Source organism: Natronogracilivirga saccharolytica (assembly GCF_017921895.1).
In the GTDB taxonomy this organism is placed as follows: Bacteria; Bacteroidota; Rhodothermia; order Balneolales; family Natronogracilivirgulaceae; genus Natronogracilivirga; species Natronogracilivirga saccharolytica.
In genome coordinates this window covers 155,374-170,007 of record NZ_JAFIDN010000008.1, presented here as the reverse complement: position 1 = coordinate 170,007, position 14,634 = coordinate 155,374, and the positions used below count along the sequence as shown (strand labels likewise).

At 49.9% G+C, this 14,634-nt stretch carries 9 protein-coding genes; 2 read left to right on the top strand and 7 right to left on the bottom strand.

Annotated elements, in window-relative coordinates:
• Positions 1–9 precede the first annotated feature (9 nt).
• Both NATSA_RS11020 and NATSA_RS11015 read left to right on the top strand, forming a co-directional pair.
• Positions 10–960: a metal ABC transporter permease gene (locus NATSA_RS11020; protein WP_246481802.1), complete on the top strand. Its 951-nt coding sequence runs from the start codon at positions 10–12 to the stop codon at positions 958–960.
• A 161-nt stretch (positions 961–1,121) separates the two neighbouring features.
• Entirely contained in the window at positions 1,122–1,469 is a 348-nt protein-coding gene (locus tag NATSA_RS11015; protein WP_210512585.1) for a TraR/DksA family transcriptional regulator, read from the top strand.
• 15 nt (positions 1,470–1,484) lie between these two features.
• On the opposite strand, the gene NATSA_RS11010 is transcribed toward NATSA_RS11015, so the two are convergent.
• The 7 genes from NATSA_RS11010 to NATSA_RS10980 form a co-directional block, all read right to left on the bottom strand.
• Complete coding sequence (locus tag NATSA_RS11010; RefSeq protein ID WP_210512583.1) at positions 1,485–3,836, bottom strand: zinc-dependent metalloprotease; 2,352 nt, start codon at positions 3,834–3,836, stop codon at positions 1,485–1,487.
• 236 nt (positions 3,837–4,072) lie between these two features.
• Complete coding sequence (locus tag NATSA_RS11005) at positions 4,073–4,891, bottom strand: aldo/keto reductase (RefSeq protein WP_210512575.1); 819 nt, start codon at positions 4,889–4,891, stop codon at positions 4,073–4,075.
• Positions 4,892–4,900: 9 nt separating this feature from the next.
• Positions 4,901–6,199, bottom strand: coding sequence for an NHL repeat-containing protein (locus NATSA_RS11000; RefSeq protein WP_210512573.1), 1,299 nt, complete (start codon positions 6,197–6,199; stop codon positions 4,901–4,903).
• 2 nt (positions 6,200–6,201) lie between these two features.
• On the bottom strand, positions 6,202–7,227 hold the full coding sequence (locus NATSA_RS10995; protein WP_210512571.1) for a PorV/PorQ family protein: 1,026 nt from the start codon (positions 7,225–7,227) through the stop codon (positions 6,202–6,204).
• A gap of 32 nt (positions 7,228–7,259) precedes the next feature.
• Positions 7,260–10,223 (bottom strand): TonB-dependent receptor, encoded by a 2,964-nt coding sequence (locus tag NATSA_RS10990; protein WP_210512569.1) that lies wholly within the window; start codon positions 10,221–10,223, stop codon positions 7,260–7,262.
• A gap of 4 nt (positions 10,224–10,227) precedes the next feature.
• A complete protein-coding gene (locus NATSA_RS10985) occupies positions 10,228–11,700 on the bottom strand; it encodes a hypothetical protein (RefSeq protein WP_210512567.1) in 1,473 nt (490 codons plus the stop codon).
• A 118-nt stretch (positions 11,701–11,818) separates the two neighbouring features.
• Positions 11,819–14,599: a T9SS type A sorting domain-containing protein gene (locus NATSA_RS10980; RefSeq protein WP_210512565.1), complete on the bottom strand. Its 2,781-nt coding sequence runs from the start codon at positions 14,597–14,599 to the stop codon at positions 11,819–11,821.
• Between the last annotated feature and the right edge of the window lie 35 nt (positions 14,600–14,634).

Genomic DNA, 14,634 nt, shown 5'->3' with positions numbered 1-14,634 from the left:
CAGCACTATATGATCACCTCGACAGGCTGGATAATCATCACGGGCATTCTGGTTGCGACGTCCTGCGCACTGGTGGGGGCTTTTCTTGTATTGCGCAAGATGTCCCTGATGGGAGATGCTATTTCCCATGCCGTACTACCCGGTATTGTCATTGCTTTTTTGCTGACTGCCGGGCGCAATACGTTTCCCATGCTTATCGGTGCCGGCATATTCGGTGTACTCACGGTCTGGCTGACCGAAGAACTGAGCAAGCGCGGCCGGATATTTCATGATGCATCCATGGGTATCGTTTTTACAACTCTCTTTGCAATTGGAGTCATCATCATATCCCTTTTTGCAGCAAATGTGGATATTGACCAGGAGTGTGTTTTGTATGGTGAAATTGCCTATGTAGCCTGGGACTTGTGGATCTGGCAGGGAACCAACATGGGTCCGCGGCCTGTATGGATTCTCGGCATGGTCCTGGTGCTGAACCTTTCATTTATTCTTCTGATGTTCAAAGAGCTGAAAACATACAGTTTCAGTCCCAAGCTTGCAACAACGCTGGGTTTGCCCGTAGGGTTGATCCACTACACTCTGATGGGATCGGTTTCCATCACAACCATTGCCTCATTTGAAAGTGTCGGTGCGATCCTGGTCGTGGCTATGCTTATCGTTCCTCCGGCAACAGCATACCTGTTGACGGACCGACTCCACATTCTTTTGCTGCTTTCGGTATTTTTCGGAATCACATCGGCTGTGGGCGGGTTTTATTTCGCTCTCTGGGTAAACAGCTCCATTGCCGGTGCCATGGCGGTGGTAACCGGACTCCAGTTTATACTTGTGCTTTTTCTGGCACCCAGATATGGTATTCTCAGCAGAAAATATCGCAAAGAAAGCCCGGGGCAGATGCAAGAATCGCAAGGTGTCGGGATACCAGAAATAACACCAACATCATCAACCAATCACATCTCCGAATAATCCATAAATTTTGCGGGTTTCACGTTATGAGCTCCAATAAAATTCTCATGGTGCTTATCAGGTTATGTTACTTTTTTCCTTGCATCGACAAGTCACCGCAATTTGTTACATTGCAGTAAATGACAAGGCAATAAAAGATTCAGGATGACAGTAACACAATAATGAAAGAATCAGTACTTACCGACAAGCAGAAGGAAGAAATCCGTGAAATTATTGAGCAACAGATTCAGGAAGCAGACAAAGAACTTAAGGTTCTGAAGGAACTTACTGCGGCTGTTGAGCCGGACAGCTCCATAGGTCGTATATCACGCATGGATGCCATCAACAACAAGACTGTCAATGACGCGGCATATCGAAACACAAGAACCCGGTTGAAGCGGCTGAAAAATGTGCTTGAGAAAGTTGACGATCCCGATTACGGCCGATGCGTCCGATGCGGAGAACCTATTGCTTTCGGGCGTATCCAGATCATGCCCGAAAAAAGGGTTTGTGTGCATTGTTCAAAATAAGTCTCAGACTCGACATTAGTCCGAGTCAAGAATATCACTGATTCGTTCGGAAATATCTTCAAGGTGATACCGGGTGACATTGTTGGCCGAAGCAGGAATGGCTTCATCCACATTTCTGCGCAAATCACGGAGATGTCCGCGCATCATGGCTGCTCCTTCACCGGATGAACGCATGAACGTGCCCCCCACCTGCATTTCCATCACATCCAGATATGCACGCTGAAGATTCCGTCGATACAGGTCAATTTCCACACTGTTGCCGCTCAGTTCCATCCAGATACCTTCACGCAGGTCGGTCATCATTTCATCAACCGGATAAACGTCATCAGGATTTCGGGTCGCTTCGAGTTCGGCCATTCGCTCCAGCCGGGAATTGCTCATAACACCAAACAGCAATCTTCGCTGCCCCTCTTTGATCTGATTGCTGGAGCCAAAGGGCTGAATGAGATCCAGCAACTCCTGATCGAGAAGATAATCCGGTGTCTGAAATCCTTCTTCCAGCAGATATTCCAGGGCTTCGGTCTGTCGCTCACGGCTGACCGGTGAATAGACGGCCCCCTCCTGACCGTAAACTTTTCTTTCACCGTACACACCTCCGATCCAGTTCACAACGTGTCCGAGCATCCAGTTACGCTGCTGGATGACGCTGCCGTACAGTTCTTCAAGCGTTTCATAATTCTCGCCATCCTTTCCGGCGGCATCCACAATGAACTCCATGATCCGCTTCAGATTCGCAATACCATATTGTGTTGATTTGACGTGATTGTCGCCAAGAGCCTCCCGCTGCTGGGTCGGGTCTACAGAAGAGAGGTTGCCGAACAGCAGCATGGGCTCATCTTCCTGCCGGCGGGCGATTTCATTCAAAAACGGACGTTCTTCGTCAGCGGATTCGGCCTCGGGAAATGGAGAGTACCCCCATTCGATGGCAAACTTGTCGTAAATGGATACGATTGGGAACATATAGGCATCGTCCCCCGGCTGGGCAACGTAATTCATTCTGGCATAATCCATTATGGATGGAGTGGTGCCGTATTTCCGGGTAAATGTCGGGCTGCGGAGGCTGTCTGTGGGCACGGTTGCACTCGCTTTCATGTTGTGCGGCAGACCGAGTGCGTGCCCTACTTCATGAGCCACAACCATCTGCACAAGCCTGCCCATGAGCGAGTCCGGCATCGGCAAATCCTGCATGCGTTCATCCACGGCACCGCCCTGGACAAAATACCAGTTTCTCAGCAGGTTCTGCACATTATGGAACATTCCTATGGATGAAGTAATGATCTCTCCGCTTCTGGGATCATGCACATGGGGGCCGAACGCATTCATAGTTGTGGACGGCATCCACCGAATCATGGAATAGCGGGAATCTTCCATGCTGAAGTCAGGGTCATCCTCCGGTGCCTTTTTTCCCTTGATCGCATTTTTGAAACCGGCCTCTTCGAAAGCCGGCTGCCAGTCATTCACACCCTGAATTACATAATCAACAAGAAATTCCGGTGTCCCGGGATCCACATAAAAAACAATGGGTTCTTTAGGTTCGGACAGATCCGCATCGGGGTCTTCTTTTTCCAGCCGCCACCGGGTGATGAACCGGCGCTGTTCGGCGCGATGTTCCGGACGGCTGTAGTCAACCTGGCGAACCGAGAAATAGCCGACCCGTTCATCATGCAATCTTGGCTGCATCGGTTCTTCGGGCAACCTGAGAAAGCTGAAATTCAGCATCATCGAAATGGATCGCAGACGTCCGCCGGCGGGAACTCGCTCGGTCTGCAGCGTGAGCACATTGCTCACCTCGACATTGTCCGGGAAAGCGCGGGCCCGCTCAATATAGCTTCTGTCAGAGTCGATGGAGCGTCCGTTGAAGCGTTCCCTGGGAGAAAATTCGGGTATATCAGTGGTGAACAGATCTGTAACTTCGATCAGCGATGAGAGGCTGTCGGGCCCTATGGCCTCGATTTCAAAGGAAGCTATGATCGGCTCGAATGTTGCCGCTCTGACCGCACGGTATACAGACGAGGTGGTATCTGCCGTTGACTGATGGATGACGCTTCTAAGCAAAATTTCATCATTGCGTTTTTCCCATCTGAGAACATAGTTGCTCAGACGGATACCACCGTACCCTGTTCCTTCCTGAGCACGGACAAAGCGGGAAACCATCAGAACTTCTCTTCCCAGCTCTTTATCCGGTATCTCAAAATAGAGTTTGTCATCGACCATATGCACATTGAACATCCCCTCTTCGGTTTCGGCATCTTCAAGGATTTCATTATACTCGGTAACCGGTTCAGGTTCGCCGACTTCGACTACTCCTTCCGGAATATCTTCGTCCGGTTCGGCGGTTGTGCGGAACAGTGTGCAACTGGAAAACAACAGTATCAGAGATAAGAGAGGGAGAAAACGGAGGAGGGGCATAATGATGCAGGTAAACAGATTGAAAATTATTTTCAGAGCGCCGGTACAGTTCTCAGAATCCGGTAATCTGAGGGATTAAATACTGAATTAATGAATTAATTTAGAACACTTAAGATAGAAAATATTAGGTAATCATTGAAACGTTGAAACAGATAACGTTTTTCCGGCTTGTGCAGCGCACCGGACTACCGAAATCAATCCCATTGCGGTGAGAGTCCGGGAAAATCAACAACCCGCCTGTTTTTTTCCAGACGGTCAATTAGCTCCAGATCTTCGGAATCAAGCTCGAAATCAAATATATCAAAGTTTTTTCTGCGCTTATCCGGTCCGGATGCTTTGGGAACCGTGGCAACATCGTCTTGCTGAACCAGCCATCTGAGCGCGACCTGGACATCGGTTTTATCGTGTTTTTCTCCAATTTCACGCAATACCGGATTGTTAACAAGTCTGCCCTTTGCCAAAGGACTGTACGCCGTCAGGAACATGCCATGTGAACGCATAAAGGTCATCAGTTTATCCTGATTGAGCATGACGTGATATTCAACCTGATTGGTAATCAGGGGGACACCGGTTTTTAGGGCACGCTGGAGCAATGCGATATTGAAATTGCTGACGCCCAGATGGCGTACTTTCCCTTGCTCGCGAAGCCGGTTCATCGCATCCAGTGTGTCTTCCAGCGGAACACGGGATGAGGGCCAGTGGATCAACAGCAGGTCGATATAATCGGTCTGCAAGGATGTGAGGCTTTGTTCTGTTGTTCGCTGCACAGCAGACGGAGCCAGACTGTCGTTCCAGAGTTTTGTAGTAACAAACAGCTCGTTCCTGGAAACTCCGGACTGCCTGATTCCTTCGCCGGTTTCCGCTTCATTTCCATACATCTCAGCGGTATCGATATGCCTGTAGCCGACGGCAACAGCATCCCTGACCGCATCAACACAAGTCTGACCGGAAAGCAGGTACGTCCCGAATCCCAGTGCCGGAATATGTTCAGATCCGGCTTTTACATACTTCATAACAGGCTTTCAGTTTCGTTCAAAGTCCGTATTCAGGCGGTGACGGGTAATACGGTTGTTACCGGTGTCGGCAACATAAACGATACGGTCGAAATAGGCAACACCGGACGGATCACGAAACTGCCGGTCTCCTCCTCCGGTCCCCCCGAATGAGACACTTTGTGCTCTTTCAAGTTCGGACCCCGGTGGCGGATTAACCCCCTCCACACCGCGGGCCTGAAACAGGTACAAGCTGTCGGTAGCAATATCAGTTACAAAAATGTGATTGCGGTCATCCGCGGAAAAAGCCAGGCCTGAAGGCTCGGTAAAGCGAAACTGGTCATAAAGGAACTTTTCTGCCTGGGTGGTATCACGTGACAGCAACTCCGAACGCGGATCAAACTGAAGACCATCAGGTGTCATTTCGGCATTGATCCAAAGCACTCTGAAGGGAATATTGGCATCAGTATCAGCCTGGGCAATGATAAAGCTTCTGTCCTGGGTGATATCTTCGCTTTGTGGAGGTCCGGCCAGGCCGGTGATTGCGCCGGGTCCCACGGCACTGATCAGGGACGGTGTATTCGGGCTCAGCGCTCTGATCAGCCGGTTATTGCGCATTTTTCCTTCTTCGCGGTCGGGATCCTGCTGAAATTCCATGACAATATTGTCCGGTGCAGCTGCCTGACCGGTAATATTTTGCGGACCTCTCCTGGAGATATAAATGGTGTTGTCATAAAGTGCGGTTACATCCGTGAACTCTACAAACTCATGATTGTTGGGACTGTCCTTGTCCAGCCGTCCGCGCTGGGCCGAAGCTGTTGGCCGGCTGGAATCATCAAACGGGTGTATGATGGTGTCGACGGCAACCGGTGAGCCTTTATTTATATCTCTGAATTTGTACACCGCCGGCAGGTTCCACACCAGGTTAGAGTCAACTGCGGTAATGACCGTATCATAACGCGCAGCCACATAAACATTCAGGTCACGATCCTGAGTAACCGAGACAGCTCCCTCGAGCTCAATTGTTTCGTAGTAGGTGCGCCCGGCTCTGTCGAGCAGATGGAGTCCACTGCGATCCGTTACATATACCAGTTCGTCGTAACCGATATACACGTCCGTGGGAGCATCAAAAAAGTCCCAGAACGGCAGCAGGGCGGCATACCCGATTTCGTCCGGTACCAGTGTCGGATCAATTCTTCCCTCTTCGAATATTTCATCGGTGGTATCATCTCCCTTTGTTCCAAAAATGGAATCACATCCGCCGATGAGACCGGCAACCACGATCAGTGCCAGCCATTTGTTCAAAATCACGTACTTCATTGTCTTCATAATCAGAGGTCAATTCTTAAGGAAATTCTGTGCATGCTTCCAAGGTACTCCCTTGTGCTGAAGCCATAGTCGGCACGGATGCCGTAGTTGTAGAGCGGAAAGTTAAACCCGGCTCCGAATGACGGCAGATAAGACTCATCCACTCCAAACTCATAGCCGGTCCGGACAAAAAACCTTCTCAGATAGTCCATCTCTGCGCCGAGACTGAAGCGTTCCTGTGTATCAGCCGGATTGGTCAGCTGTCCGGTAAGTGTAATATTGAAATCATCGCGCTGAATCAGATCGAAGGCCGAGCCGAGGATAAAGGTGGTAGGCGGTGAAACGTCGGTAAATTCATCATAGACAATGAACCCGTCTTCGTCAGTCTCAGCGCCAGTTTCGTTTGGACCGGGTCTGCGTTTTGTTTCTCCGGAAGGATCGGCATCGAACCCAAAATTATTCAACCCGACGGCGAACCGCAGACCGGTGTCACCAACGCGATAGAAGAATCCGGCATCAATAACACCGGTTCGCGATGTTACTTCTTCTACACTTTCATCAAGGTATTTCAGGGTGACTCCGTAGCTGAAAAGGGACGTCAGTTCCTGGGCGAATGACAATCCGACAGCGAAGTGAGTTGTTCGAAATGTCCGGCCGGTACCTCCCGGCTGAAGTTCGGTTGTTTCGTCCATTTCACCGGAATCAAGCATCTGGAAGGATAGTCCAAGTGCGATATCACGATATCTGTGAACATAGGAAGCATAGTTCATGGCGATATCCGCGAAATACTGTGTATGTCCGAACAACACCTGTGAGTTGTCGAGCTGAGCCGACATGGCCGGATTCCAGTACAATGCCGAGGCGTCTGCTGCATCAGCGACACTTGAGCTTCCCATACTTGCCGACCTTGCATCAGGACCGATTTTCAAGTACTGAAAACCGTAGGTTCCCGAGCGCGCCTCACCCAAACTCGGCAGCACCTGAGCCGCAGCAAGCCCGGGCAAAAACAGCAAAAGAATAAATAAAGACAGATATCTGTTGTAAGTCATTGCAGGCGGATATTAAAAAAGCAAAGGTAACATTAAAATTCGACGGAAAGACCAAACATTACATGCCTGGGCTTAAGGAAGTTGGCAGGGTTCATGTAGTCCGGACGGTTGTTGTCTCTGGGATCCACATATCTCGGATCTCTGACATTGCCTGGTACGTCCCAGGAGCGGTCATCGCGCAGCGCCTCGAGTTCTTCCTGGGAGTCAGGATAATCGGTGCGATAAGAATCTCCGGTTACCGTATTAATAATTGCAGGATTCTTTGTGTCCAGCAGGTTGGTAACATCAATAGTGAAACGCATTTGGGCACCTGCAATATCAAACCATTTCTGGAAACTCAGGTCAATTTCATACCAGGCAGGTCCGCTTTCGGAAAACCGGTCGGAGGGATCGGTACTACGTTCGTAGATAGGCCTCCAGGTACGTTCACCGGTAATCGGATGACGCTCGTTTTGTATGAATTCGCTTGGTGTATAGCGGATTCCACTCCGGTAGTATCCGGAAATATTCAGCTGAAACTGGTTGAGCCCGGGTATGTCCAGGAACGGTGAATTGCGGTCATACCGGAAAGTGGCGGAAGCCCTGAAATCCCAGGGACGGTCCCAAGCAAGGGGCGTTTCCACGTTGCTTCCAAAAGCCTGCCCGCCGACTATCAGATCCTGAAGCGCATCCTGCGAGGTAGAGCTGAGTCCTTCTGCCCGCTGGTATGTTGCGGAGATGTTGCCGCGGAACCAGTCAGAATAACGTTTGATATAGGTCACTTCCAATCCCCTGACTCTGGCAAAATCACCATTTACCCTGTACGCGCGCTCCACTTCCCTGCCGGTCACATCGGTAATAAGAATTCGCTCGGATGTGATGAAGTCATATTTGTCACTCCAGAAGGCAGAAATGTTAAGGGCGTCATTTGCGGTTAGCTGGTTTCTGATACCGATTTCATAGGAGATATCGACTTCGGGGTCAAGATTGGGGTTACCCAGACTGGCCAGGAAGGACCGGTCCTGGTAAAACGGATCAAGTCCTGCATACACATGTGACGGATGCGGCAGTTTCGTCTGGTGTCCGTAATTGAAATACATCATCTGGTTTTCACGTACGGGGAAAGAGACGCTGATCCGCGGAAGCAGGCGCATCTTGAACCGGTTTCCGAAGAAATTGTAGGTATCATTGTAATACGCTTCCCGGACTTCATCAGGAATCGGGGCATCCGGATTGTCAACCATCTCATCAACAAAGTCACCCGGGAACCAGTATTCAAGACGGGCACCGATATTTGCAATAAGTCCGCGGTACCTGATCTGGTCACTGGCGTAAATGGATCCCTGACGCGGACGAACATCCCATATATCACTGGATTCACCAAGACGTGATGTCTGGGTTAGTGTTTCGTCTTCCTCTTCGTCTTCACCGATTGCAATAGGGGCGCCTACCCAGGGTCTGGTTATATCAATCCACTGATAGTCATTGAATACCATTTCAAACCCGACGCGCAGCCTGTTGTTCTGGTCAAAAAAGTACCTGGTGAGTGATCCGCGCAGAGTGTACTGTTCTGCATAGTGATCATGCCACAGCGTTGCGAGGCCATCATTGTTCACCAGTCCCGGACCGGGTAGCACATACCTGAAATCTTGTCCGGTTTCAAATTCATCAACCGGAGGGACAACAATACTGGCCGGATCGAGATCGCCTTCGACTCGTTCGGGCCTCCAGTCAAGTCCGTTGGCATCGGCTCTCAGACGAGTAAACAAACGGCTGAACTGAAACCGGTAATAGGTATTGGAATCAATGGAATGTGTCCACCTGATATACGCCAGTTTGCTGTCATGGGTGTACGTGTTGGCGTTGTCCAGGTTCAGTGCATGGAAAAACTGGAAGCCGGGTCTGATCTGGACATCGTCACCAACAACCTGAAGCATTCTCGTATTCTGATTCACGGTGACTGATCTCTGGTACGCTGCGTCGATACGCATGGCTGAACGCGGACGGTAGGTCATGCGCAACATGCCGCTCCAGCGGTTATCCATCCTGGGACTCCAGAAATCAGAATCGTAAAGTGAGGACTCGAGCTGATCGGCAGTGTATCCGAAAAATTCATCCGTGAGGTTCACCTGGCCAGTAACGAAAAAGGAAAGTTCACCCGGCAGGCCGATACCCAGTGGCTTGAGTATCTGATTGTTCAGTATACTTGGTCCTCCAAGATTGAACTCGTACACATCAGTAGCAAAACCGGATACAAGCGGGTCTGATCCCGTTCCGGTATTGTCACGCTGATGCGAAAAGTATCCGGAAAACGTATCTCCGCCCTCTCTGGTGCGAACAGATACAAGTCCGGAAGTTACATTGCCATGCTCCACGTCAATACCGCCGGTCGTAACTTCAACTTCCTGCAGGGCACCGGATCCGAGATCAAGTCCCATACCTGTTCCCGACAGGGGGTCCTGAGCGGATACACCGTCAACAACAAATCCGGTTTCTTCTGCCCTGCCACCCCGGATGTATATTCCGGTCGGGTCGCGGATGACACCCGCCTGGCGGCCAATAACCTCATCAATCTGGCGAACAGGAGCCGCATCAATATCTGATCTGCCTACACGGGAGCTGGATCCGGATTCTTCGATGTCGAAAATGGGCCGCTCGCCGATGACTATAACTTCATCATCTGCTGTGAGCACCTCAGGAGTCATTTCAATGTTCAGATCGGTGGTTTCACCTGCTCTTATTTCGATTCCGGTGAACATCATCCGGTCGAAACCGACATACGTGGCCTGTACGTTATATGAACCTGGCCGGATATTCCGGATTTCATAATTTCCTTCCAGGTCGGTAGCTGCACCGAAGTCGGTTCCCTGTATGGTGATGTTTACACCAATCAGCTCTTCGCCGGTTTCTGCATCGGTCACCTGACCTCTGAGTGTACCTCTATCATCCCGGGCGACACTGTCCAGCGGTGCTCCCAGCAAAATTATTATTCCGATAATAAGTATTAGTCTGAGCATGGCGTCAGTTTGTTTCAAATCCAAGATGATCCAACAGGAAGTATTCCATAGTCTGGTCAAGCGGGCTGTCTTCGGTGATATCCCGCATGTCTATACCAAAGAAGAGAATATTCTGGTCATTGTTGCTGGCAGCAATAAGCCTGCTTATTTCATGTTCACCCCGCAGTGTGAACTCTGCATTGTAGAAGAGATTTGCATCACCTTCGGGAACCAGCGGCAGTGTATTCTGAGAGCCGGATGCCAGTGTCAGATCGGGGATACTGGCATTTTGCGATTCAATTTCGGTATTCGGGAAGAGAATAAACCGGCTTTCACCTGCCGGGAGCTCCTGAAATCCGGAAAACGGAAGGAAGTTGAAGACAGCATCCTCGTTCTGGGATGAAATACCGCGGGATGGAATGTTTATGAACATGGATCCGCCCTCAGCCAGAAAATCTGAAGTAAACTCAAGTGCATACAACAGGTTGCGTTCCAGACTGTTTGAAATGTAATAGATATGGTCCCACTGGGCCAGAACCAGCGGCAGAGTGGGATCAAAGGGAGTCGGCAGTACGTTCCCCGATGGTATGAGTGCTTCAGAGATGTCCCAGTAATCGTATGTTATACCCAGCTGATCCAGAAATGCCGTATGGAACGCCACATTGCCGGGTGCACCGGCGGTGTTGTCATCATTGATAAACAGGATATTGGAAGTTTGTTCCTTGATATACCACTCATGTTCGGCGGTTCTGCTTTGCGCTTCTGACTGATCAAAAGCCCGTACATGCAGGGTATTATCACCTTCAAGTCTGATATTGTTGACAACATCATCGGCAGGACTCATTCCCCTGCCGAGGTACAGATCGGCAGTAGCATTTCCGTTTTCATCAATGTCATTGGGGTTTATTTGAAGCGTAATGAAATTGATATCCCGGTCTAGTCGTATCCAGTCATTGGCATCCGGATCGTCCTCATCCAGATTCATGGTCATTTCAATGTAATTGAGATCTTCATCACCATCCGGGTCGCTTGCCTCCCAGCCAAAGCTCATAATCGAGTAGGTGGTATCAGGCGGTGTGAGTGTCGGGTCGAAAAATATTTCCGGAGGTGAATTGCGGATAGGAAAACGTACATTTGCACCCTCGGGATCACGTAAACCTTCATTATCTATTGCCCGGACACTGAAGAGCACATCATCAGTATCCTGGCCCGGGGTTAAAGGCAGGGTGATGGTGGTATCTGTGCTTTCGGTATATTCCCATTCTTCGCTCTCAGGATGGCACTGATCATCGGGTGCTTCATTTTCACCAACACAAATTTCGTAGGCAACAACATATCCGTCAGGATCGTCACCCCACCAGGTAATATCCACGCGGCTGGCCAGACGCTGCTCATCAGGAAGATCAATGCGGTCAACAGAGAGAAATGTTCTTGGCGGCTGATTTTCTTTGAACTCTCCGCTTATTGAAGAGGTATCACACGAGGAGATCAAAAACAAAATCAGTAATGGTAATAGTAACGGTATCCTTTTGGGCATTGAAACGGGAATATCAGAGTAAACCTTAAATGAAAATGACAGGCGGGAGCACAGTCTCCCGCCTGTCAATCAATGGATGTTATTTGACAAGCATCATTCGCTTTGTCCGTATGGTTTCACCGGCTTCAAGTCTGTAGATGTACACACCGCTTGACAGGCGCGTGGCATCGAAATTGACTTCATACGTACCGGCTGATTTATGCTCATTCACAAGCTGTGTCACCTGCCTGCCGAGCACATCATAAACCGTCAGTCTCACGTCCGTATCCTCCGGAACAGCAAATGAGATTACCGTCGTCGGGTTGAACGGGTTCGGGAAATTCTGCTTCAGTTCAACGGTTCTGGGCAGTTCGTCTTCCGCTTCGCCGGAAGTTGTCAGACTTCCCTGGATAAGCACCTCGCGGTAGGCAGGAATGAATTCGGGCCCGTCCTTGTCGGAAACCTGAACTTCTTCGCCGTCATCGGCTACCAGGAACACCGTCCAGACGAATGTTTTCGATTCATCGGCATCCATATGCTCTTCCACGATATCTTCCAGTTCTGCACTTGAAAGAGTCATTTCCGGCATGGTTCCGTCCTGATCGCTCGGAGAGGAAAAGACAGGATCGGAAAAATCGCCGCCGGAAACATCAAGGACGAAACGGTAAGTGAAATCATTTCCGTCATAGGATGTGGCAAAATCCCATTCGGCAACATTTTCGTGTTCGGTTCTGATGGTATCCGCTGCACCTTCGGACGGAGCCGCGGCATCGGAACGCTGGAACCTGTACAGATCGATATCTCTGGTCGGCCAGGTAAATACCTCATCTGAAACAATGTCATCCACTGTGCGGAGCTGGATTTTCGGATTGCCGAAAGAATAGGCCATAAGTCCGTAAACGGCATCAATGCCGGCACCGACTCGCATATGGGCATTCAGATCATTCGGGATGTTACTGTCCAGTCCTTCGGTAATATCGGCAAAACTGGGCCGGTTGCGAACACGAAGTACACGTCCGTCAGGATCATCCTGAGGTCTGAGCGCCCACTCGCCGAAGTCATTCCCCGGCGCATCAGCCTGGCTGGTCTGAACTTCCACGTTCTCGAGCTTGATGATCATTCCCTCGTATGCTCTTCCCGAATTATGGCGGGCCTGGGATGTAGTAATCACAGGAATGTATTCGTCAAAATCCTCAACGGTACCGTTTGTGGTAAAGCTGACATCATCCAGAAATACATTGTCGAATGCACTTGAAATGGTCCCGTCTGTAATCGTAATTCTGTCACCGCGCCGGAGATCCGGAACGTCACCGGATGAAGCAAGCGGAAGACCTGACCATGCTTCATTTCCGTCATGAACCACAACAAATCCATCATTGCCGCCGGAAACGACAACAGCTTCAATGTTGATACCGATGCCTTCGAAGTCTTCAAACGGACTTGGGCCGCGTGTTCCGTCCATGGTACGCTGGATAGTCTCTATGGAAGTGATTTCATCACCGAGATATACAAATCGCATTGAAAGCTGCTCTCCTGCAACATCCAGGCTTCCATCGCTGAACCGGGCTGTAATCGGGATTATTTCTCCGGAAGCCAGTTCCACTTCCGTTGTGGCTTCAATCACAAAACTGACCGCTGTAAAATCATCAAAAACAGGGAATTCATAGCTGTATGATCCGTCACCATCATGAGTCATATCGGTGGTTTCGCTATCACCCCTTGTAGTGTTATAGGTAATGATGACATCATCTACTTCCTCACCTTCGGGGCCTGCAATATCTGCAGAAACCGTTACGGTTTCACCTTGTGCAGGTTCAGAGGAGGAGAGGTTAAAGTTGGAAATGACTGGAGGAAACCCGAGCACTTCAAGGTCATTCGGCCAGGGCTCACCGCTGTTCGGGTCTTCTTCTGTTCGTTCGCCAAGCCACCAGAGAATACCATCTTCCATGGGTGCAAGCAGCAAAGCTTCTTCACCCGGCCCCTCGTTCAGACCAAAAGCTCCGTCAAAGGTGTCCCAAACCACAAAGCCGCTGATATTCACGATACTTCCGCTTGATGGCGGACGGAATGGTCCGTCAGTATCTTCGCGTCTGAAATTATAGCCTTCGCGATAGCCACCCTGTGCGTCATTCCGGTCATTGCGGTATCGAAGTGAAATGTCACGATCCTGCATAGCGACCCCCTCATTATCAACCCAGTAATAATTGGGGCGGCCGGTATCATCCAGTTCGGAACCAATTATCTCCTGGCCTTCCATTCGAACATAGGCGTTGATGTAATCAGGGTAGGCTTCGGGACGGAACCGGAATGTACCTCCTTCTTCATCGGCAATTTGATTAAGATCACTGGTTGTCAGCGTGATCGGCTCGAGCAGCTCCTGATACCTGGCATCAGGATTGGCATCACCGCCGATCAGAATATTGGTTTCAAAGTCGGAATCATCAGGGTTAAACTGCACGGTGTTGTTATAAAACTCATGCGTCCCCCGCATGGTTACCATGTCACCCCTTTCAAGTGTTTCAAAGGCCGCAACATCCGTGGCTACAACATGCATGTACATTCCCTCTTTGCCCTGGGAATAAGCGGTGGTGTCAATTACGAAGAAGTGAATCCGTGATATTTCAACACCGTCGTCGCCTGCATCTTCAGGCTCAAAATTAGAAAGTCCGGATGACCTCGGGTTGCTGAGTACGATGGCCGTAAACTCAACAGCTTCATCGACCAGAGGATGGTCGGGGAAGTCATCCGAAGTCTGCGGAGGTTCCTCGTAGGTATTCAAGTCCCGGATTGTCACTTCCTGGTAACCCTGAGCCAGCAGATCCCCTGCTGACAGGGAAAGAATGAGCAATCCAAAAACAAAAGTCAGTAATCCTGATTTCATATTGTTTCTTCTTTAGGTGATTATTGATTGGTTTT